The following is a 19,703-nucleotide window of genomic DNA, read 5'->3' on the forward strand; positions in this document are numbered from 1 at the left end:
TAAAATGCTGTGCTGCTTTTCGCACAGACATTTCATCTCGAATCATAATTTCTATGACTTTGTCTTTAAAATCTTTTGAATATCCCATATCTCTATTGTTCTATAGTTTTTAGGATTTGGCTATAGCCTTTACCTGAACCAAAATCCACGACATGTAGAGATTGATCGGTCTCTTTGATCTGGCTTAAAGCGCCTGAAAAAATTTCTACAAATTTATTAATTTGTTTCCATTTACGTGCCATGCTCGGAATAATTTGTGCTTTTGCATCCGTAATACCGAGTGGCTGTAAGAAATAACTGTTTTGATCGACATAGCGATGTTTCGCTCGATCATGTCCTTGCTGCTCCGTAGGAATTTTCCCTAAGGCTGGCTGCTTTTTGCTGATGCTTAGCATCGCTTTCTTTTTATTTTTTTTGAGCTGAATTTCTTCATCCAAGGTCATCAGGTTGGCTTGCTTACAACAACTCAATAAACTTTCGACTTGTTGATATGCAGATGCGATTGGATAATTTTTGGTGATATCTTGAGTTTTGTAACGATATAAACAGCTGAGAAATGACTCACCTTGCAGCGAAATGACTCGCAAGGTCATTTTTTCTAATTGGTCTAATTCACCTTTATACTGACTCAAAATCATGCGATCAAAACGCTGTGTTTCAATGGCTTGCTGAAAGGCTGCTAAAAATTGCTGCTCTTGCGTAGAGGGAGAAGCCAATGATGACATAATATAAACCTAGATAAATTTGCAAAACAATTTTAAATCTTCTTACACCAAAAGCAAAATTGAATTACTATACATGTGTATATTTAAATTATTATAAAAGATACGTTATGAATGCTCCCCATCTTTTAGCTTATGACCCAGCTGAAGAAAGACTGAATTTCTATACCCATGCTTTCGGTGCAGCGTTGTCTGCCATCGCAGGTATCCTACTGATTTTAAAAGGCTCATACCTTCCAACTGGACAATGGCTTGCACTTTGGGTCTATGCATTCAGTATGCTGTTATTGTTTTCAGCCTCGAGTTTATATCACTTCGCAGAGTCTCCTGAGCGCCGAGGTTGGTACAAAAAGCTCGACCATACCGCAATCTATTATTTAATTGCAGGCACTTACACCCCGTTTCTGGCAATCGCACTGCCTACCGCAAAAGCGCATTATTTACTCATTGCACTGTGGGTCATTGCTGCAATTGGAACACTATTCAAATTAATTTTCATTCATCGTTTTCAAAAGATTTCGTTGATTGCTTATTTGGTGATGGGATGGCTTGCGGTACTAGTAATGGATGATATGCAACGCTTTTTATCTGATCAAGCTTTAACCTACCTGATCATTGGCGGGCTATCTTATACAATCGGTGCATTGTTTTATGCCTTAAAAAAGGTAAGATATACACACGCTATCTGGCATATTTTTGTATTGATAGGTGCAGGATCACATTTCCTGTCGATTTATCTCTACGTGATATAACCCACTGACACTGCATTCTTTAGTGACCCTAATTCCGCAGTCCGTAAGTTGGTATTTCGTATTTTTTTAAGAAATTACGCCTTTTTTAAAAAGATTACGCTTTTAAAACTAAGTTCAATTATTTTTAGTAAGTGTAAGGTCCACCATGGCGTCTTCAAGTGCTGCTGCCACTGAACAGCAACCAACAAATTCAAAATTCCGCGTACTTACAGCAAGTCTTGTAGGTACCACAATCGAATTCTTCGATTTCTACATCTATGCAACTGCGGCTGTAATTATCTTCCCGCATCTGTTCTTCCCTGCAAGTACAGATCCAACAACCGCAACGATTCAATCTCTAGCAACGTTTGCGATTGCCTTTATTGCTCGCCCGATTGGTGCAACATTCTTTGGCCATTTAGGTGACCGTATCGGTCGTAAAGCCACATTAGTTGCCGCTCTCCTCACCATGGGGATTTCTACAGTATGTATCGGCTTGCTTCCAACCTATGCTCAAATTGGTATCGCTGCTCCGCTCATGCTTGCAATTTGTCGCTTAGGTCAAGGTCTGGGTTTAGGTGGTGAATGGTCAGGTGCCGTGCTACTTGCAACTGAAAATGCGCCAGAAGGCAAACGTGCTTGGTATGGTATGTTCCCTCAATTAGGTGCGCCAATCGGCTTTATTCTTGCAACAGGCTCATTCTTGACCTTAGGTCACTTCATGTCTGAAGCTGAGTTTATGCAATGGGGTTGGCGTATTCCATTCATTGCAAGTGCGCTATTGGTTATTGTCGGTCTGTGGATTCGTTTAAAATTACATGAAACACCAGCGTTCCAAAAAGTATTGGATAAGCAAAAAGAAGTAAATATTCCGTTCAAAGAAGTGATCACTAAGCACTGGGGGATGTTAATTCTCGGTACGATTGCCGCGATTTGTACATTCGTCGTGTTCTACTTAACTACCGTATTCGCTTTACAATGGGGTACAACTCAGCTCGGTTACACACGTGAAGAGTTTTTAAAACTTCAACTGGTTGCCACACTTTGTTTTGCTGCCTTCATTCCACTTTCTGCTGTATTTGCAGAAAAATTTGGTCGTAAAGCGACTTCGATTGCGGTGTGTGTTGTATCTGCATTGTTTGGCTTAGTCTTCTCAAGCATGCTTGAGTCTGGCAGTACTGCGATGGTGTTCTTATTCCTATGTATCGGTCTTGCGATCATGGGTTTAACCTATGGTCCAATTGGTACGGTATTGTCTGAAATCTTCCCAACGTCTGTACGTTACACAGGTTCAGCTTTAACCTTTAACATGGCTGGTATTTTTGGTGCATCTTTCGCGCCATTGATCGCAACTAAACTTGCAACTGGCTATGGTTTATATGCAGTAGGTTACTACCTAACTGCGGCATCAATCCTTTCATTGATCGCGTTCTTAATGATTCGCGAAACTAAAAATGATGATGTGAATAATCAGGTTTAATCTGCACATAATAAAAAAGCCAGCACCTATTGCTGGCTTTTTTATGTCTCAAATTGAGTCAATGACCTGATTAGCTACTCTATAGTTGACATCATTTCGATTTTATTCATGAATGCAGCTTAGATCCAACTGAGCAATACACATCATCTGTTCCAATACACGGTCATTCACTTAATTTCAAACAGCAAATGAATGGCACGATTCAATTTTATTAACCAAACAAGGCCTGTAGCTCTACATCAAGAAGAACATTCACCAAACCGTTTAGCGATAATGAACGGTAGATTTTGATTAAACCAACTCGATAATATCAATGGTCGGTGGCACAAGAAAACGAAAAGGCACCCCAACCATCCCCGTACCGACAGTGACAAAGACATCTGCATTGTCATGCTGATATAGCCCTTTTTTATGGCCTAAAATCGACACTTTTTTCATTACATAATCGGTCAACCAAGGCAGTTCCACTTGTCCACCATGGGTATGACCCGACAACATCAATGGTCGTCCTGGCAGTTTAGGTACCATATCAACGGTATCTGGATTATGCGACAAAATGATCCAAGGTTTATCTTGTGGCAATTCTGGCAAATAGCGCATATCGGCTTTACCTGCCCATAAGTCCCCAACGCCTAATAAACGAAACTCATTAAACTCAACCACCTGCCCTTCGATATCCACCACATGATTACTTTCTAATGCATGTTTTAACAGCGCTTGAATAGGCGGACCGGGATATTGCTCATCATGATTACCATTCACCGAATAAATCGGAGCAATAATTTTTTTTAGTACGGCCAGCTCTTCAGCTAACTTATTTTCAGGCTCATAAGTCCAATCCCCTGCAACCACGACCAAATCAGGATTTTGTGCATTGATTTTATCGACGATCATTTTTAACTGACGTTCATGACCCGAAAATAAACCAATATGTAAATCACCAATTAAGGCAATGCGTACAGGCTTTAATAATTGTCGTGTTTCATGCAATTGATATTGGCATTTTTTCACCTGAATCATGTGCGGCTCGATAAATCGGGCATAGCACAAAAGCCCCGTAACAGCACCGACAAAAATCGCTTCATGTAGTGAATAATAGCCACTCCAGCCTGCATAAAAGCTAAAGAAGAACAAAGGAATAAGTAAATACGAGAGATAAAATGCCAACAGATGTACGAAGGCTTTAAACGGATGAATCGTTTCCGTGCGCGACTGACTTAACCAAGCTTGGGAAATTGCCCAAACGCCTAGCACAGCCAACCCGATATAAAAATACATCACTACGGAATCTAATTCCCACATACATTTGCTCTACAATTTGCCTAACGAGAAAACTCGGTCACTATATTTATCTTTTCACAGCTGACACTTATACTCAAATCAAATTTTTTAGTATGTCTAACAGTATGAACTCAGCTATACCGAAACAGCAAAATTTGCCCTTCATACACAACCACACTAAGGCGGTTTTGCTGAGTTGTAGCCTTGTTTTGACTTTATCTGCATGTAGTACCTTGCCTAAACAGCAAACTCAACCTGTGGAATATGCTTTTAATACCCCCACAGACGATACTAGCCTTGCGAAAATTGTGCTGCCGCTACGTGAACAAAATCCCAACTTAACCGGTTACCACGTTCTGTATGACCCATTAGAAGCCTTAGCGGCTCGAATCGAGCTAATCAATAAGGCCGAAAAAAGTTTAGATCTACAATACTATATTTGGGATAACGACAAAATTGGTGCATTGGCCCTACATGCCATGATCAAAGCTGCAGATCGTGGGGTCAAAATTCGTTTATTGGTCGATGACAACAATGCCAAAAAAATGGAAGGCATTTATATGGCACTCGACCAACATGCCAATATTGATGTCAAACTGTATAACCCGTACCGCTTCCGACATTTCCGCCCTGTCGATATGGTGCTGGATCTAAAACGTATCAACCGCCGTATGCACAACAAAAGCTTTATTGCAGACAATCAAATCGCATTGATTGGTGGTCGCAATATGAGTAACCAATACTATAACGTCAGTGATAATTATCAATTTTCCGATGTTGACGTCATGCTGGTCGGTGCGGCATCCGATGAAATCATCCATTCTTTTGACGAATATTGGAATGATGATTATGCCTTTCCAGTACGTCAATTGGTCAATCCACGCCACTATAGTTTGCGCTTCGACAGTCTCAAACAACAACTCGATGACTATAACCAAGAAGCCACTGTGGTCAATTATTTGGACTTAGCCAACCGTTCACATGCCTTTGATGACTGGCTCAACAATAAAATCCAATTTGATTGGGTCAAAGCCGAAGTGGTCAAAGATTCCCCGAGCAAAATCAAATCTAAAGCCAAAAAAGAAGAGCACCTCAACTTTCAGCTCCTCAACCGTTTAGATAAACCGGAACAAAGTGTCGATATCGTTTCAGCCTACTTTGTCCCAGAAAAAAAAGGGGCTGAACGCCTAAAAAACCTTCGTGCAGATGGCGTAAAAGTCAGAGTCTTGACCAACTCATTCCAGGCCAATGACGTACCATTGGTTCATGCTTTTTATAGCAAATATCGTCAAGATCTCTTGGAACACGACGTTCAACTCTATGAATTTCTCTCTAGACCTGATGCAGAAAACCTCAACACCAATACCAAAGAGTTGGCGGAAAAATCTAAAGTTAGTCTAAAAGGTTTAAGCCGTTCGAGTCTGCATGCCAAACTGATGGCAATTGATGAAAAACAAGTTTTTATTGGTTCATTTAACTTTGATCCACGTTCAGCATATTTAAATACTGAAATTGGGGTATTACTGAATAGCCCACGTTTAGCCAAAGCCGTCCACTACACCATGGATGAAAATTTGAGTAAATATGCCTATAAGTTGGTGCTCAATGCAGACCAACAAATCAATTGGAAAATTAAGCTGTCAAATGGTCAAACGCGTATTTATCCACGTGAACCGAAAATCAAGTGGTGGCAAAAAGCAGGGGTGAAATTTATCTCTTGGTTGCCGCTCGAAGGTTTTATGTAAGCATCGTGCTGCAAAGGCATCCCCTTGCAGCCTGTATCCTTAAATTATTTAGCTTCAACTGGAACTGGCGCTTTAAGAACTTTAGCTTGAAGCTCTGCTAATCCCTGATTCATTTTTTGCTGCACTTCTTGTGTCAGACTGTCAACAGTATGACCTGCCGAATCAATTGCGGGCAATGTCATCAGATGCGCTGTGACTTTCGGCATTTCTAAGACATTTTTGACATGTCGATCAAAGCTAATGTCTCCGACATAGGGCGCAATATTATCGAGTTCACCGTCCTGATTCACATAGCAAATTAAGCAAATTTGGACTGGACGCTTAGCCTCAATCGCAGCACCTAAAATACGACCATGAATTTTTTTAATTTTGCTGCCATCTGAAGTGGTGGCTTCTGGGAAAAAGAGTACCGGCGTATCTTGTTTTAAGAAGCCCGTAATTTGTTCTTTAATTTTAATCGAGTCGCCAGAGCCACGCTTAATAAATAAGGTGCCACCGCCTTTCGCCAAATTACCCAGCACTGGCCATTTTTCAATTTCAGCTTTAGCCAAAAAGAAAACACGTGCACCTGAACCCAAAACTGCAACGTCTAACCATGAAATATGATTACTTACCCAAAGGGCTGGTTGACGTGGAATTTCGCCATGCACTTTGACTTCAAGGTTGAATACTTTGCATAACTTGCGACAAAAATACTGCACATAGCGGGTATTTTGCGGGTTATTCGGGTCTTTATACAATTGATGACGATAAACCAAATAAAAACCCTGCGTCACGGCAACAGCTGCTGCACCGACTTTTTTACAATACAAATAAAATTTTGAAAACACATTAATTTGCGGTGTATTGACGATTTGAGGTTGATTCATAAACGGTTCACTAAAAGGACACGGTGCCACAATTTGGCGTAAATTTTCATCATCATATACCGAAGACAGTTTTTTTGCATTGATCATAAAAACCGAAGTCGAAGATAATATTTTCCTATTTTAATCGTTTTTAAAAATCAAATATCATTTTTATATCGATTTTAAAGGTTATGCATTATGAATCACTCACATTCAGATCCCCCTCCTATTTCTTCATGGCAAGCTTTAAAAGCCATTGCTGGTTTTTCACTGATATATATGAGTGTGCTTTTTTTACTGGCACTGAGCTTTCACAGCTTTCTCTAATTGAATAGCACGACATACAGCAACTTAGCCATTAATCCCTCACTTAGATTAACCCTCGCACTGCATTTTCGCCTAAAATGAATCTTTAAACAGGAGTGTGTGCTGAGTGGAAAATTTAAATCAACATCAAGCGAGCGGTGAACGCGTTATTTTAGTCAGCGTGGCAGTACAAATGCTCGCAAACCTTGATGCCGAAGAATTCCACTTACTTGCTCAATCTGCAGGTGCCAATATTCTGCAACATGTGCATGCTCAGCGTATTAAGCCTGATGCCAAATTATTTATTGGCTCAGGGAAGGCTGAAGAAATTGCAGAAGTGGTTGCAGAGCATGAAGCTGAATTGGTCATCTTTGATCATGCACTCACCCCTGCCCAAGCACGTAATCTTGAACGCATCATGCGATGTCGTGTGGTTGATCGCACGGAATTAATTTTAGATATTTTTGCCCAACGCGCACGTACCTATGAAGGTAAATTGCAAGTTGAATTGGCCCAATTACAGCATATGGCTTCACGACTGATTCGTAGTCGCGGCGATCTCGATAGTCAAAAAGGCGGGATTGGCTTACGTGGCCCGGGTGAAACCCTGCTAGAAACCGACCGTCGTCTACTCAAGCTCCGCATGGGACAACTCAAAGCAAAACTTGAGAAAGTCCGCCAAACACGTATGCAAGGTCGTGTGGCACGTCAAAAAGCCGCAGTTCCGACCGTGTCATTGGTCGGTTATACCAATGCGGGTAAATCGACCTTATTTAATAATTTAGCAAAAAGCGATGTCTATGCAGCAGACCAACTGTTTGCAACACTGGATCCGACCTTACGCCGTCTACATTGGGATGGTATCGGCAACTTAGTGCTCGCTGATACCGTAGGTTTTGTGCGTAATTTGTCGCACTCATTGGTCGAGTCATTTAAAGCCACCTTAGAAGAAACCTTGGAGGCGACCTTATTGTTACATGTCATTGACTCCAGTAGTCCAGACATGATGGAACAAATCGAGGCTGTCGAAAAAGTACTGAAAGAAATTGGTGTCGATGTTCCGATTCTGCGCGTTTATAACAAAATTGATGTCAGTGGCGAAGATCCTAAAATCATCTATGGCAAGCCGCATCAGCCGGAACGTGTCTATGTCTCAGCACATAGTGGTAAAGGTCTACCCTTATTACGCCAAGCGGTTCAAGAATGCTTAATGGGACAGATTCAAAGCTTTGAAGTCCGTCTAAAACCGGCTTATGGCAAATTAAGAACACAACTGTATGCGCTCAATGTGATCCAAAATGAAAATTATGATGAACAAGGCAACTTGATTCTGCACGTCATCATTGCCCCGCATAAGTTAGAACAGCTGATTAAACAGGCGCATTTACCCATTGATGAAATCTTGGGAACGCGTGCGCAACAATTCCAACGTCCTCTTGAAGAATTTGAAATTAAAGATTAAATCGGTTAAAACTTGATTTGTATAATTTTAACGAAAGACAAAAATGGACTGGATCAAGCGCATCGACTGGAAAGCCTGGATAGGCACTATTGCATTAATTATTCTTTTCCGTGAAGGCGCGGTCTGGGTCATGAAGCAATTCAATCACCCCGAATTAGGCAATCTCGTCGGACTGATTAGCCTCTTGATCGTGCTTTCATTTTGGAGAAAATTCAACAAAATTCCGGCCAGTTTGGTCGACACCAATAATAAAATCATGAAAGAAAGTGCCTTTGCCTTCTTACCCATTAGTGCAGGCTCATTGCTGATGATGATGCATTTAGGTGATGAAATTCCAATGTTTTTGATTGTGCTATTTGTCAGCACCCTCATACCGCTGTGGGTCTACGCAAAAATGTCTAAGAAATGGCTATAAGGAGAATCAACATGCTTTCAATCCTCTCTGGATTCATCATTACCCTGATCGCCTATCTTGTCGCAAAACCCATTAATAAAAAATTACCGCAAATCCCCGTGATTGTGATTGGGATGTTTTTCGTCATTGGTATGCTCTATCTTTTTGGCATTTCCTATGAAAGTTATATGGCACAGGTCAATCCACTGTTCAATAACTTACTCGGCTATGTCACAGTGGCCTTGGCCATTCCTTTAGCAGCGATGCGTTACGATGACTTACCATTAAAAGCCGTGGGCGGGATTTTAGTCTTTGCCAGTATCAGTGCCGTTGCCCTCCCTATGGGGCTGGCTTATTTATTGCATTTGTCAGATCCAACCATTATGGCTTTTGCTACACGGGCAGTGACCACCCCAATTGCCATCAACATTGCGACGCTGCTGCATTCCCCGATTCCTTTGGTGATTTTGATTGTGATTTTATCAGGGGTGATTGGCGCAGCATTTTCACCCATCATACTCAAAAATATTCATGATGAACGTGCATCAGGACTCGCCTTAGGACTTGCTGCACATGCGATTGGCACAGCTCAAGCTTGGCAGCGCGGCAGCATTGCTGGGCGCTATGCAGCATTTGGCATGGCGGTAAATGCAGTCTTCACAGCAATCTGGTTGCCAACTTTCATACTCTATCTACAAAATATGTGACTGAGCAATCACTTTTAAATGATTGTTTTGTATAAAAAATAAACTTAATATAAATTCAAGGGTACGCCACAACACATTGAACGATGTGCTGTGGATGTTACATTTTTGGTAAAGTCACTTTTGTGCAACATGTCAACTTTCCCGAATAAAATGTAAATATTTATGCTTAGAGTAGTTGCTCTAAGTTCAAATATTACCTAGTATGATCAATAAACCCTCACAAAGTGTATTGATAAAGGATTATTAATATGATCGAAAAAAGTTTGAAATGGGCTGCATTATTCGGTGCCGTAGTCACAAGCTCTGCACTTTATGCTCAAGATCTTACAGGGACTTGGCAACAAATTGACGATAAAACCGGTTCGCCTAAAGCACTGATCGAAATTCGAAAAGATGCCAAAGACACCTATACCGGCAAAATTGTCAAAGTGACGCCACGTCCGGGTTATACACCAAAGGAAAAATGTGTGAATTGCCCTGCACCTTATACCAACCAGCCTATTTTAGGGATGGATGTATTTAAGGGGCTGAAACTTGAAAGGGAAAATACCTACTCTCAAGGGAAAATTATTGATCCTTTGGCAGGCAAAATTTACAGCTTAAAAGGCAAAATTTCTGCCAATGGTAAGCGCTTACATTTACGTGGATATCTGGGGATTTCCGCGATTGGTCGTACACAGACATGGATTCGCGCTGAATAAATTTTAAATTTATTCAGTAAATTGATTTGACATAGGTGAACCACCTACAGGGAATATCTGATGAAAAAATTAAAAGTGAGCCTCTTATTCTTAGCTGCTGTAATGAGTGGTTCAGCTTTTGCTCAAGACCTTTCAGGGACTTGGCAACAAATTGATGATAAAACAGGTTCACAAAAAGCCATTATTGAAATCCGTAAAGAAAGTAATGGCACATTCGTGGGTAAAATCATCAAAGTGACGCCGCGTCCGGGCTATACACCACGCGACACCTGCGTAAACTGCCCTGCACCCTACAAAAACAAGCCAATCTTAGGCCTTGATATCTTAACAGGTTTAAAACATATTGAAGGGACCAATAACTACGACAAAGGCCGTATTATTGACCCTCTTTCAGGCAAAGTTTACGACACAAAAATCCGTTTAAATGCCAGTGGCAAACGTCTCACGCTACGTGGCTATATGGGTGTTTCTGCACTTGGTCGTAGCCAAACTTGGATTCGCCAAGAGTAACCTCAAACAAGTAAAAAAACCGCCGACATGGCGGTTTTTCTTATTCCGAATATCTTCAAATTATTTTTAAATTAAAGTTGACTATTCTCGTAAACTTTCTAACATACGTGCTCATAAATCATGCTTCTCGGGGACAAGCGATTATGTTTAAAAAAATATTATTCAGCCTATGTACATTGGGTATGATGAATGTTGCATTTGCAAATGACATTGCTGGCACATGGCAACAAATTGACGATAAAACAGGAGCTGCAAAAGCAATTATTTCGATTCACAAAGAATCAAATAATACCTATACCGGTAAAATTATTAAAATTACACCACGTCCGGGCTATACACCGCAAAAAAACTGTAATAAGTGCCCTGCGCCTTATACCAACCAACCGATTCTCGGCATGGAAATTGTTAAAGGTTTAAAGCAAATTAATAATACGAATAATTATGAAAAAGGTCGTATTATCGACCCTCTTTCTGGCAAAGTTTATGATGCTAAAGTCCGCTTAAACAGCACAGGAAAACGTATTTCGATCCGTGCAAGTATTGGCGTTTCAGTCTTGGGTCGTAACCAAACTTGGATTCGTTTAGACTAATCCACACACCAATAAAAAAGCCGCACGAATGCGGCTTTTTTATTTTTAAATACTTACATTACAGGATTATCGACCGCAAACATGCGCTGATCTTCTAAACGATAGGCCATCAACTGATTGCCCCAGACACATCCGCCATCCACATTTTGGATTTTTGCTGAAATGCTTTTTCCTTGTAAAGCAGCCCAATGACCAAAAAGAATTTGATGGGTCTGAGCTGCTTGTGACTCAAACTCAAACCATGGCTTAAAACCCTTCGGCATAGGGTCATCGAGTGAATCTTTAAAACTGAACTCTAATCGACCTTCTGCATCGGTTAAGCGCATGCGGGTCAAATAGTTGGTAATACAGCGTAAGCGCGCATGACCAGACAAATCATCCGACCATAGGTTCGGCTCTTTACCGTACATCACTTGAAGAAACGCATCGACCACATCAAAGTCGTCATGACCAATCACCGCTTCCACTTCCTTTGCCAAGTCTGCGGTTTGCTGCGCAGTCCAATTCAAAGGAATACCCGCATGAGTCAAAATGGTTTGCTCATTCGGAAATAGACACAGCGGCTGCTTGCGTAACCAATCAATCAAATCATCACTTTCTAAAGCGTGAATCACATCATCGATATTGTCTTTAGGATTGATATCCTTAATACCACGAGCGCATGCCAGCAAAGTCAGATCATGATTGCCCAGTACCGTCGCCGCAACTTCACTATCCACTAATTTTTTGATGAACCGCAAAGCGCCTACCGTGTTTTCACCCCGTGCGACGAGATCACCGGCAAACCATATAAAATCTTGGTCTGCATCAAACTTGATCTCTTTCAGTAAAGCTTTTAATGCTTCAAAACAGCCTTGAACATCACCAATGACATAGTTATAGCGAATATTGCGAGTCATAATTATTTAAGCCACCATTTGATCTGCTAATGCGACAAATTCTGCAAGTGTTAGGGTTTCAGGACGCGCCATTGGATCAACCCCTGCATTTTCAAAACCATCTTCAACCAACATGCCTTTTAAGCTGTTACGCAAGGTCTTGCGGCGCTGAGTAAAGACATGTGAAACCAAACGCGCAAGCGCTTTTTCATCTTTCGCCACAATCGGTTTAATAGCATAAGGCTCTAAACGGAATACCGCAGAGGTGACTTTTGGCGGCGGATTAAACGAACCCGGCGGCACTTCAAATAAAAACGTCGGTTTACAGAAGTATTGGATCATCACCGATAAACGGCCGTATTCTTTGGTATTCGGTGAAGCGGTAATACGGTCCACGACTTCTTTTTGCAGCATGAAGTGCATGTCTTTGACTTTGTCGCCAAACTCCAAGAGATGAAACAGCAGCGGTGTCGAGATGTTATACGGCAAGTTGCCAACCACACGCAGTGGACGGCCTTCGGCAAACAGCTCGGTAAAGTCATATTTCAGCGCGTCGGTTTCAACAATGGTCAAGCGCTCGGGATGAGGCACACGGCCCGGCAAACCTGCGGCTAAGTCACGGTCCAGCTCAACCACAGTTAAAGCATCGCATTCACCAATTAAAGGCGATGTAAGCGCAGCAAGACCGGGACCAATTTCGACAATATTGTCACCAGTACGCGGATTTACCGAACGCACAATTTTGGCAATAACACGTTGATCATGTAAGAAATTCTGTCCAAACCGCTTACGCGTGTGATGCCCTTCATCTTTTGGGTTTAGGGCATTAATTTGATACATAAAATTCTCCGCATAGGTTTATTACAACGATTACTGACTTGATTCAAATTCACTCAAGCGAGCAAAAATTTCTTCGGACTTGGTCACATTATCCCGAGCCGCTTTAATTACACTGAGCAATGGCTCTCTTTGTTGCAACAAAGCCATTGTTTCAGATTTCATCATTTCTTCAGTTTCCGCCTGAATAGAGAGCAAACTTTCACGCATTTCAGCATTGTTTACGCGCTCTACACCCAGTTCGGGATTACCATTCAGTTGAGCCTTCAAATAAAGATTGAAAGTTTCAAAATCTGCTAAAAAGTCATCTAAATCGTCTGGATGAATAGAATTCACATCATTTAACTTCAGCAAAGAACTCAACATTCGTCCCGCAATATAGACTTGATTTTTGGCAATCATTGCTTGAATAGCTGAATTGTTTACTCTAGCCATCTTATCAGCCAGAATGTTATATTCAGCTTGAATACCCGGAATGGTTTCACTTACAAGAAGTTGAGATTCATATAGCGCACTCAGGCTATTTTGATGCTGTACAAGCAGATCAATATTAGCATTGATTGCCTGTCCATCTTGAAGCATTTTATCAGCACCATCACGATTCGCATATTTTTTATGCACCGCAGTCAGCGCTTGATTAAATTTTTGCTGATTATGTTTAAAGCCATCCACGGCAGCCGGTGATGCAAAACGTATAAATCCTTCCGTCTGTTTTGGAATTTGCAGCGATAATACTTTTAATTCACAAGAATGATGATCTGTAGCGAGCGTTGAGCATGCTGACAGCATCAACGCTAACGCAATCCCAAAAAATGGGCGAATGATCGATTTCGCCCTAAGCATCTTGTTATTTTCCTGTTTTATTTTTGATAATTTTTTACTATTATTCATATAAAATTCAAACCTTTATTATTAAGTTTCGTTATTTTTCGCACTTGCTAATTCTAAAGCCAAATCAACCGCCACCTGTAAACTCGAACTTTTAGCAAGACCAGTTCCAGCCAGTGACAGTGCTGTGCCGTGATCCACTGAAGTCCGAATAAACGGTAAGCCCAAAGTGATATTGATGGCTTCGCCAAAGCCCTGCGACTTTAACACAGGCAAGCCCTGATCGTGATACATCGCCAAAACCGCATCGGCATCTTTTAAATTTTCAGGGGTAAATAAGGTATCGGCAGGTAAGCTCAGGCTCATATTCACCCCTTGAGCGCGATAACGCTCAAGCACCGGATTAATCACTTCAATCTCCTCCATGCCCAAATAGCCATCTTCACCCGCATGTGGGTTTAGACCGCACACCAAAATATGCGGATGATCTTTTTTAAATTTGGTTTTTAAATCATGAATTAAAATATCAATGACTTGATGCAAACGTTCTTGAGTAATGGCATCTGGCACATCACGTAAAGCTAGATGGGTCGTCGCTAAAGCAACACGCAAGGTTTTGGTTGCTAGCATCATCACAACACGTGGTACACCTGCAAATTCCTGATAAAACTCCGTATGTCCGCTGAAATGGATACCAGCATCATTGATAATCGACTTTTGCACAGGCGCTGTGGCAACACCAACACTTTTGCCTGACATCGCATAATCTGCAGAACGTCGTAATTGCTCCAACACATAAGCTGCATTATTCACATCTAACTGACCTGCAATAACTGGTTTAGTCACAGGTACATGTTCCACATAAAGCTGACCTAGAGCTGCCGACTCATCCTGCCCAACATAGTCGATCAGTTCAACTTCGAGCTTTAATTGTTGAGCGCGCTTGAGTAGCAAATCTTTATCAATAAGAACCACAATTGGCCTTTCATCTATTCGATTGGCTAAGCTCAAACAAATATCAGGTCCGATACCTGCGGGTTCACCGCTCGTGATATATAAAGGCAGCATGGGTTTATCCTGTGTGTGCAATAACATTATTATACTGTGTGATGCACATGACAGACCTAATTTTATTGACTAAAAATACCTGACAAAACTCAAAAATAAGCGCGTTGTGCGACATTGTATGGAATGAAACCGAAAGCAAAACCTGAAATGCCAATGATCCAAATCAGTGCAATAAGAATGACAATGCCGCGCTGAACGGTCGGTACATGCTGCGGGTAGTTCGTTATCAGCCAAAAAACATACCGCCCACAAGCAATAATCCAATCAACAGATAAACCAATAAATAACTAAGGAAAAATAAAGTGAGCATCATTAACAAAACGATGATTGCGCCATCCGCCCCATGCAAAGACACCAAATACAAAAAAGTTGGGCTTAAAATCAAGGTGCTACATAAGCCCATTAAATACCACCAATGTCGCCAAAATAAGGGGTCAGGTGTGGTTTTTAACAGATTAGAATTCGACATGATTTACATTCACCCGCTTTTTTTATAATTTCTGGATTATCTGCTGTTTATTGCTGAAGAAATATACTACAATACAGTGCTTGAAATTTTATATTTTCATTTGTGATTCTTCACGTATTCGTATAGAATCGCGTCTCCTTTTGTTTGGACAGCTTCCATAGTCCAAACCAACTATAATAGGTAGTGGTTTAATGAAAACTCTCAGCGCTAAGCCAGCTGAAGTTCAACACGACTGGTACGTTGTTGATGCTTCTGGCAAAACTTTAGGTCGCCTTGCGACTGAAATCGCTCGTCGTTTACGCGGTAAGCACAAAACTTCTTATACTCCTCACGTTGACACTGGTGACTACATCGTTGTTATCAATGCTGAGCAAGTTCAAGTGACTGGTAAAAAATCACTTGATAAGAAATATTATCGCCACACTGGTTTCCCTGGTGGTATTCGTGAAACTAATTTCGAAAAATTAGTTGCTCACAAACCAGAAGAAATCTTCGAACGTGCTGTAAAAGGCATGTTGCCAAAAGGTCCTCTTGGTTATGCAATGATCAAGAAAATGAAAGTGTACGCTGGTACTGAGCATCCACATACTGCTCAACAGCCACAAGTTTTGGACATCTAAGGGATACAGCACATGGCTACTAACTATGGTACAGGTCGCCGTAAGACCGCAACTGCACGTGTTTTCCTATCAGCTGGTACTGGTAAACTCGTAATCAACAACCGTTCTTTAGAACAATATTTCGGTCGTGAAACTGCTCGTATGGTTGTTAATCAACCACTTGAGCTTTTAGAAGCTACTGAGAAATATGACCTTTACATCACTGTTGCTGGTGGTGGTATCGGCGGTCAAGCAGGCGCTATCCGTCACGGTATTACTCGTGCATTGATTGCTTCTGACGAAACTCTTAAACCTGCTCTTCGTCAAGCTGGTTTCGTTACTCGTGATGCTCGTGAAGTTGAACGTAAGAAACTTGGTTTACGTAAAGCTCGTAAACGTCCTCAATTCTCTAAACGTTAATTCGTTTACCGAATCGGACAAAAACCTTGGCTTATGCCAAGGTTTTTTTATGTCTTGATTTTTATCAAGATAAATCAAATAGAATAACGATCCGATAAACAAAGAGACTCAAACTCGCAATAAAGCATATAACCGACAGTGTTAGTGTAATTGTACAAATGGTCATTTTGCTTTTTTGTTCAGGACTATCATCCTCTGCTCCATAATCAGAAGCATAACCTCCAGCGAGTGCCGTATAAAAGCCAATGCCCATAAAAATAACAGAAGCGAAAAATAATAATTTTTGTACAAGTGCAATGGTCATCATGCGGTGACGATAAGGTAAATGAATGATATGAAAAGCTATCAGATAAAATCAAATAAAACAAAACTGTAATTTTCACTGTAGCTGCATTGATATTGCTAAAGTCTCCGTGATTTTACTGTCTAATTTTAGTATCCTATCTTATTCATTTCTCATCGTCTCGGATTATGTCAGTCGAAAATGCACCTCTCCAAGGGATTACGCTTTACAGTCATGCGGATGACTTTCGCTCACACTGGATACGCTATGTACTTGCAGAGAAGCAAATCAAACATAATTTAATTATTGCTGATGATGAAGACGAAGATCTTGCGAGTTTAAATCCCTACAATCAACTTCCGATGATGATTGAAAATGGCCTAAAACTCTATAAAAGCAGTATTATTGCCGAATATCTGGATGACCGATATCGTCAAAATAAACTGTATGCAGATGCACCCATGCCTCGTGCAGAGCAACGTCAATATGTATGGCGCTTCGAACAAGATTGGTTAAGACTTGCCGATATTATGCTTCGCCATCCCGATACCCTCGATGAAAAAGCCAAACAAAAAGCACAAAAACAATTACGTGATACACTCATTTCACTAACCCCCTTGTTTCAGCATTATCCTTATTTTATGTCTGAACAATTTAGCATGTTAGACTGTATGCTCGCACCTATATTTCTGCGCCTAAAAGCCATGGGGATTGAGCTTCCCAAACAGCAATGCCGCCCTATATTTCTCTATTGCCAACGCATCTTTAGCCGTCCAGCATTTATCAAATCAATGACATTGCAGGAAAAAAATCGCTATAGCGAGCTTTTAGTAAAAAATTAATTTTCCATAAATATTCGAGTAAGCATTATGTCTGAACAGGAACTACAACTCACTCCAACACGTCCATACTTAACACGGGCACTTTATGAATGGATTTGTGAAAACCAACTTACCCCCTACCTACTTGTCGATGCGACACAGAATGGTACGATGGTGCCAGTTCAATATATTCAAGATGGCCAAATTGTCCTGAATATCGCACCTCATGCAACGCATGCGCTACACATGAGTAATGAGACGATTACTTTCTCTGCACGCTTTGGTGGCGTTTCGCAAAACCTCTATATCCCCTTTTCTGCTGTTCTAGGCATCTATGCACGTGAAAATGGTCAAGGCATGTTCTTCGATCCTCAAGAATATGAAGGTATTCAGAATGATCAAAATGCTTTAAAATCAAACGACCAAGAACAACAAGAGCAACCGAAGAAAAAACCGGGTTTAAGGTTGCTCGATTAAAGAATAAGGAAGCGAATAATGGCTTTTGATTTAGTACAATATTTTGTCGAACAAATAGAATCTCAAAAGCCTACGCTTTTAAGTCATTTAAATCGTGAAGAAAAACGACAACATTTACGTGAAATTAATGCTTTAACCTTAGGTGAATTGATTCATCAGCTACGCATTAATGGTGAAAAGGTTTATCAAGAAATTACTCAGCCTGATGAACTCTATATTCAGGAAGTTTCACGTCATCTCACCACCAACCCTTCAAATGCATCAACATTAGAACGCTCTGAACTCGAAAACCTAACTACAGAAGTTTTTCATTTACAATTAAATGAATTAAAACAACTTCATGATACAGGCTCACATTCACCGCAAAGTATTCGAGAATTACTCAACGGACAAATTGAACATCTTTCTGGTCAAGCGGATGATTGGGTTTGGTCAACAAACAACCTAACAGAGCTCCTTGGTTCTAAACCAAATCTTCAAGAAGAGATATCATTAGAGGCATCAATGAAGGAGTTCAATCAAATGGTTAATCAACAACATACACAAGAAGACGTAACAACTGAAGTACAAGTACCGACTTGGTCAAAAATTGTAGAGCCAGTAGTTGCAGTGGTGATTCTATGGATTTTGGCATCTGCAGCATGTAATATTCTTGCTTAATTGACTTCATTTCTCTAAATCTATGACCTGCTTTTTAAGCAGGTTTTTTTTAATCGAATATTTAGGATATTGATATTTTAAATATAAAATTTACCCGATAAAGGTAGCCAAATAATGATCCCAGGCAGTATCGTGGACAACCTATCCCTCTAAATTCTTAAAATATTTCTGCTCAAAGGCTTCTGGGCTTAACCAACCATTTGCAGAGTGCCTTCTCACTCGATTGTAGTAAATCTCAATATAGTCAAACAAGACAACATTGGCTTCTTTTCGGGTCAAAAATACACTGCCATGTACCACATGACCTTTAAATGTGTGAAAGAAGCTTTCTGTTACTGCATTATCCCATGAGCAATATACTGCGCAAGGCCTCGTCTAGACATGCTTTGGATGCAGTTATTCATCAATAATAGCGCTCTAAAATCACGACTACAGTGCTGTGAGCCTTGGTCAGAATGGACCATGATATTCGTTGGATACCCGCCCACAATTCAAATTATGCAGTCATTGGCTTATGTTAGCTTGGATGATTTCAGAAGAACGAACCATTCATGAAATTTTGGATAAACCTTTCTATCATCCAACTTTAGAAGAAGGGTTAAGAACAGCATTAAAGCATGCACGACGTCAGTTAAGATAATTTTATCGTTCTATGTAAACTTATAGCGTTGGATATCCAACGCTTAATTTCCGTATCCCCCTCTATCTTTTTCCTTTCCCTTTTTCTTCGCACATAAAAAAACACCCCCTGACGTATCTGGGGGTGTTTCGAATAATGAGCTGGCGATGACTTACTCTCACATGGGTAACCCCACACTACCATCAGCGCTAAGAGGTTTCACTTCTGAGTTCGGGAAGGGATCAGGTGGTTCACTCTTGCTATTGT

General features: G+C 40.8%; 22 protein-coding genes, 1 rRNA gene and 3 pseudogenes. 15 read left to right on the plus strand and 11 right to left on the minus strand.

Features of this window, described 5'->3' with window-relative positions:
• Positions 1-122: 122 nt before the first annotated feature.
• Positions 123-725: pseudogene (locus FTU65_RS14790) on the minus strand (methyltransferase); the annotation flags it as partial.
• Positions 726-832: 107 nt separating this feature from the next.
• Here FTU65_RS14790 and FTU65_RS14795 point away from each other — a divergent pair.
• On the plus strand, positions 833-1,474 hold the full coding sequence (locus FTU65_RS14795; RefSeq protein ID WP_180011623.1) for a hemolysin III family protein: 642 nt from the start codon (positions 833-835) through the stop codon (positions 1,472-1,474).
• Positions 1,475-1,619: 145 nt separating this feature from the next.
• Complete coding sequence (locus FTU65_RS14800; protein ID WP_180066991.1) at positions 1,620-2,933, plus strand: MFS transporter; 1,314 nt, start codon at positions 1,620-1,622, stop codon at positions 2,931-2,933.
• A 291-nt stretch (positions 2,934-3,224) separates the two neighbouring features.
• Here the strand turns inward: FTU65_RS14800 and FTU65_RS14805 are convergent, their stop codons facing one another.
• A complete protein-coding gene (locus FTU65_RS14805) occupies positions 3,225-4,235 on the minus strand; it encodes a metallophosphoesterase (RefSeq protein ID WP_180011627.1) in 1,011 nt (336 codons plus the stop codon).
• Positions 4,236-4,339: 104 nt separating this feature from the next.
• Between FTU65_RS14805 and FTU65_RS14810 the strand changes: the two genes are divergently transcribed.
• The gene (locus FTU65_RS14810) at positions 4,340-5,959 is read left to right on the plus strand and encodes a phospholipase D family protein (protein ID WP_257222670.1); all 1,620 of its coding nucleotides are present in this window, start codon (positions 4,340-4,342) and stop codon (positions 5,957-5,959) included.
• A gap of 44 nt (positions 5,960-6,003) precedes the next feature.
• On the opposite strand, the gene FTU65_RS14815 is transcribed toward FTU65_RS14810, so the two are convergent.
• Positions 6,004-6,828, minus strand: coding sequence for a 1-acyl-sn-glycerol-3-phosphate acyltransferase (locus FTU65_RS14815; RefSeq protein ID WP_180065388.1), 825 nt, complete (start codon positions 6,826-6,828; stop codon positions 6,004-6,006).
• Positions 6,829-7,240: 412 nt separating this feature from the next.
• Here FTU65_RS14815 and hflX point away from each other — a divergent pair, with 412 nt between their 5' ends.
• The 6 genes from hflX to FTU65_RS14845 all read left to right on the plus strand — a co-directional run bounded on the left by hflX (position 7,241) and on the right by FTU65_RS14845 (position 11,477).
• On the plus strand, positions 7,241-8,575 hold the full coding sequence (hflX, locus tag FTU65_RS14820) for a ribosome rescue GTPase HflX (protein WP_180009203.1): 1,335 nt from the start codon (positions 7,241-7,243) through the stop codon (positions 8,573-8,575).
• A 43-nt stretch (positions 8,576-8,618) separates the two neighbouring features.
• On the plus strand, positions 8,619-8,990 hold the full coding sequence (locus FTU65_RS14825; protein WP_180009205.1) for a hypothetical protein: 372 nt from the start codon (positions 8,619-8,621) through the stop codon (positions 8,988-8,990).
• An 11-nt stretch (positions 8,991-9,001) separates the two neighbouring features.
• Entirely contained in the window at positions 9,002-9,676 is a 675-nt protein-coding gene (locus FTU65_RS14830) for an LrgB family protein (protein ID WP_180065348.1), read from the plus strand.
• Positions 9,677-9,924: 248 nt separating this feature from the next.
• Positions 9,925-10,377 carry a DUF2147 domain-containing protein gene (locus tag FTU65_RS14835; RefSeq protein WP_168379557.1) on the plus strand — a complete coding sequence of 151 codons (453 nt, stop codon included), beginning with the start codon at positions 9,925-9,927 and terminating at the stop codon, positions 10,375-10,377.
• A 60-nt stretch (positions 10,378-10,437) separates the two neighbouring features.
• A complete protein-coding gene (locus FTU65_RS14840) occupies positions 10,438-10,887 on the plus strand; it encodes a DUF2147 domain-containing protein (RefSeq protein WP_168379558.1) in 450 nt (149 codons plus the stop codon).
• Between the two features lie 143 nt (positions 10,888-11,030).
• Positions 11,031-11,477: a DUF2147 domain-containing protein gene (locus tag FTU65_RS14845; protein ID WP_180005129.1), complete on the plus strand. Its 447-nt coding sequence runs from the start codon at positions 11,031-11,033 to the stop codon at positions 11,475-11,477.
• Between the two features lie 53 nt (positions 11,478-11,530).
• On the opposite strand, the gene FTU65_RS14850 is transcribed toward FTU65_RS14845, so the two are convergent.
• The 5 genes from FTU65_RS14850 to FTU65_RS14870 all read right to left on the minus strand — a co-directional run bounded on the left by FTU65_RS14850 (position 11,531) and on the right by FTU65_RS14870 (position 15,557).
• Positions 11,531-12,376 carry a symmetrical bis(5'-nucleosyl)-tetraphosphatase gene (locus FTU65_RS14850; protein WP_180066993.1) on the minus strand — a complete coding sequence of 282 codons (846 nt, stop codon included), beginning with the start codon at positions 12,374-12,376 and terminating at the stop codon, positions 11,531-11,533.
• A gap of 6 nt (positions 12,377-12,382) precedes the next feature.
• Positions 12,383-13,195: a 16S rRNA (adenine(1518)-N(6)/adenine(1519)-N(6))-dimethyltransferase RsmA gene (gene rsmA, locus FTU65_RS14855; protein ID WP_180066995.1), complete on the minus strand. Its 813-nt coding sequence runs from the start codon at positions 13,193-13,195 to the stop codon at positions 12,383-12,385.
• Positions 13,196-13,225: 30 nt separating this feature from the next.
• Positions 13,226-14,083: a pilus assembly protein PilJ gene (locus FTU65_RS14860; protein ID WP_180066997.1), complete on the minus strand. Its 858-nt coding sequence runs from the start codon at positions 14,081-14,083 to the stop codon at positions 13,226-13,228.
• Positions 14,084-14,104: 21 nt separating this feature from the next.
• Positions 14,105-15,088 carry a 4-hydroxythreonine-4-phosphate dehydrogenase PdxA gene (gene pdxA, locus FTU65_RS14865; protein WP_180066999.1) on the minus strand — a complete coding sequence of 328 codons (984 nt, stop codon included), beginning with the start codon at positions 15,086-15,088 and terminating at the stop codon, positions 14,105-14,107.
• A gap of 226 nt (positions 15,089-15,314) precedes the next feature.
• Entirely contained in the window at positions 15,315-15,557 is a 243-nt protein-coding gene (locus FTU65_RS14870) for a hypothetical protein (protein ID WP_180060224.1), read from the minus strand.
• 191 nt (positions 15,558-15,748) lie between these two features.
• Here FTU65_RS14870 and rplM point away from each other — a divergent pair, with 191 nt between their 5' ends.
• Together rplM and rpsI are read left to right on the plus strand one after the other, a co-directional pair.
• On the plus strand, positions 15,749-16,177 hold the full coding sequence (gene rplM, locus FTU65_RS14875; RefSeq protein ID WP_004722943.1) for a 50S ribosomal protein L13: 429 nt from the start codon (positions 15,749-15,751) through the stop codon (positions 16,175-16,177).
• A gap of 12 nt (positions 16,178-16,189) precedes the next feature.
• Complete coding sequence (gene rpsI, locus FTU65_RS14880) at positions 16,190-16,576, plus strand: 30S ribosomal protein S9 (RefSeq protein WP_078190115.1); 387 nt, start codon at positions 16,190-16,192, stop codon at positions 16,574-16,576.
• A gap of 64 nt (positions 16,577-16,640) precedes the next feature.
• Here rpsI and FTU65_RS14885 read toward each other — a convergent pair whose 3' ends face one another.
• Positions 16,641-16,883 carry a hypothetical protein gene (locus FTU65_RS14885; RefSeq protein ID WP_180063837.1) on the minus strand — a complete coding sequence of 81 codons (243 nt, stop codon included), beginning with the start codon at positions 16,881-16,883 and terminating at the stop codon, positions 16,641-16,643.
• 164 nt (positions 16,884-17,047) lie between these two features.
• Here FTU65_RS14885 and FTU65_RS14890 point away from each other — a divergent pair, with 164 nt between their 5' ends.
• The 3 genes from FTU65_RS14890 to FTU65_RS14900 are packed head-to-tail and all read left to right on the plus strand — an operon-like array spanning position 17,048 to position 18,817.
• Positions 17,048-17,701, plus strand: a complete 654-nt coding sequence (locus tag FTU65_RS14890) for a glutathione S-transferase N-terminal domain-containing protein (RefSeq protein ID WP_180022871.1) — start codon at positions 17,048-17,050, stop codon at positions 17,699-17,701.
• Positions 17,702-17,728: 27 nt separating this feature from the next.
• Entirely contained in the window at positions 17,729-18,157 is a 429-nt protein-coding gene (locus FTU65_RS14895; protein WP_180041717.1) for a ClpXP protease specificity-enhancing factor, read from the plus strand.
• 18 nt (positions 18,158-18,175) lie between these two features.
• Positions 18,176-18,817, plus strand: coding sequence for a hypothetical protein (locus FTU65_RS14900; protein WP_180063836.1), 642 nt, complete (start codon positions 18,176-18,178; stop codon positions 18,815-18,817).
• Positions 18,818-18,958: 141 nt separating this feature from the next.
• Here FTU65_RS14900 and FTU65_RS14905 read toward each other — a convergent pair.
• Positions 18,959-19,299: pseudogene (locus FTU65_RS14905) on the minus strand (IS3 family transposase); the annotation flags it as partial.
• 32 nt (positions 19,300-19,331) lie between these two features.
• Between FTU65_RS14905 and FTU65_RS16405 the strand changes: the two are divergent.
• Positions 19,332-19,457 (plus strand): annotated as a pseudogene (locus tag FTU65_RS16405) (hypothetical protein); the annotation flags it as partial.
• A gap of 138 nt (positions 19,458-19,595) precedes the next feature.
• Here FTU65_RS16405 and rrf read toward each other — a convergent pair.
• A 5S ribosomal RNA gene (gene rrf / locus FTU65_RS14910) occupies positions 19,596-19,703 on the minus strand; the annotation flags it as partial.

This window comes from Acinetobacter sp. YH12129, assembly GCF_013418685.1.
Classification (GTDB): domain Bacteria; phylum Pseudomonadota; class Gammaproteobacteria; order Pseudomonadales; family Moraxellaceae; genus Acinetobacter; species Acinetobacter amyesii.

Coding starts and splice junctions, on each gene's coding strand:
- FTU65_RS14800 (WP_180066991.1), top strand. CDS start 1,620: ATGGCGTCTTCAAGTGCTGCTGCCACTGAACAGCAACCAACAAATTCA.
- FTU65_RS14850 (WP_180066993.1), bottom strand. CDS start 12,376: ATGACTCGCAATATTCGCTATAACTATGTCATTGGTGATGTTCAAGGC.
- FTU65_RS14885 (WP_180063837.1), bottom strand. CDS start 16,883: ATGATGACCATTGCACTTGTACAAAAATTATTATTTTTCGCTTCTGTT.
- FTU65_RS14870 (WP_180060224.1), bottom strand. CDS start 15,557: ATGTCGAATTCTAATCTGTTAAAAACCACACCTGACCCCTTATTTTGG.
- FTU65_RS14805 (WP_180011627.1), bottom strand. CDS start 4,235: ATGTGGGAATTAGATTCCGTAGTGATGTATTTTTATATCGGGTTGGCT.
- FTU65_RS14830 (WP_180065348.1), top strand. CDS start 9,002: ATGCTTTCAATCCTCTCTGGATTCATCATTACCCTGATCGCCTATCTT.
- FTU65_RS14795 (WP_180011623.1), top strand. CDS start 833: ATGAATGCTCCCCATCTTTTAGCTTATGACCCAGCTGAAGAAAGACTG.
- FTU65_RS14825 (WP_180009205.1), top strand. CDS start 8,619: ATGGACTGGATCAAGCGCATCGACTGGAAAGCCTGGATAGGCACTATT.
- rsmA (WP_180066995.1), bottom strand. CDS start 13,195: ATGTATCAAATTAATGCCCTAAACCCAAAAGATGAAGGGCATCACACG.
- FTU65_RS14900 (WP_180063836.1), top strand. CDS start 18,176: ATGGCTTTTGATTTAGTACAATATTTTGTCGAACAAATAGAATCTCAA.
- rplM (WP_004722943.1), top strand. CDS start 15,749: ATGAAAACTCTCAGCGCTAAGCCAGCTGAAGTTCAACACGACTGGTAC.
- FTU65_RS14890 (WP_180022871.1), top strand. CDS start 17,048: ATGTCAGTCGAAAATGCACCTCTCCAAGGGATTACGCTTTACAGTCAT.
- FTU65_RS14835 (WP_168379557.1), top strand. CDS start 9,925: ATGATCGAAAAAAGTTTGAAATGGGCTGCATTATTCGGTGCCGTAGTC.
- FTU65_RS14845 (WP_180005129.1), top strand. CDS start 11,031: ATGTTTAAAAAAATATTATTCAGCCTATGTACATTGGGTATGATGAAT.
- rpsI (WP_078190115.1), top strand. CDS start 16,190: ATGGCTACTAACTATGGTACAGGTCGCCGTAAGACCGCAACTGCACGT.
- FTU65_RS14860 (WP_180066997.1), bottom strand. CDS start 14,083: ATGAATAATAGTAAAAAATTATCAAAAATAAAACAGGAAAATAACAAG.
- FTU65_RS14815 (WP_180065388.1), bottom strand. CDS start 6,828: ATGAATCAACCTCAAATCGTCAATACACCGCAAATTAATGTGTTTTCA.
- FTU65_RS14810 (WP_257222670.1), top strand. CDS start 4,340: ATGAACTCAGCTATACCGAAACAGCAAAATTTGCCCTTCATACACAAC.
- FTU65_RS14840 (WP_168379558.1), top strand. CDS start 10,438: ATGAAAAAATTAAAAGTGAGCCTCTTATTCTTAGCTGCTGTAATGAGT.
- FTU65_RS14895 (WP_180041717.1), top strand. CDS start 17,729: ATGTCTGAACAGGAACTACAACTCACTCCAACACGTCCATACTTAACA.
- pdxA (WP_180066999.1), bottom strand. CDS start 15,088: ATGCTGCCTTTATATATCACGAGCGGTGAACCCGCAGGTATCGGACCT.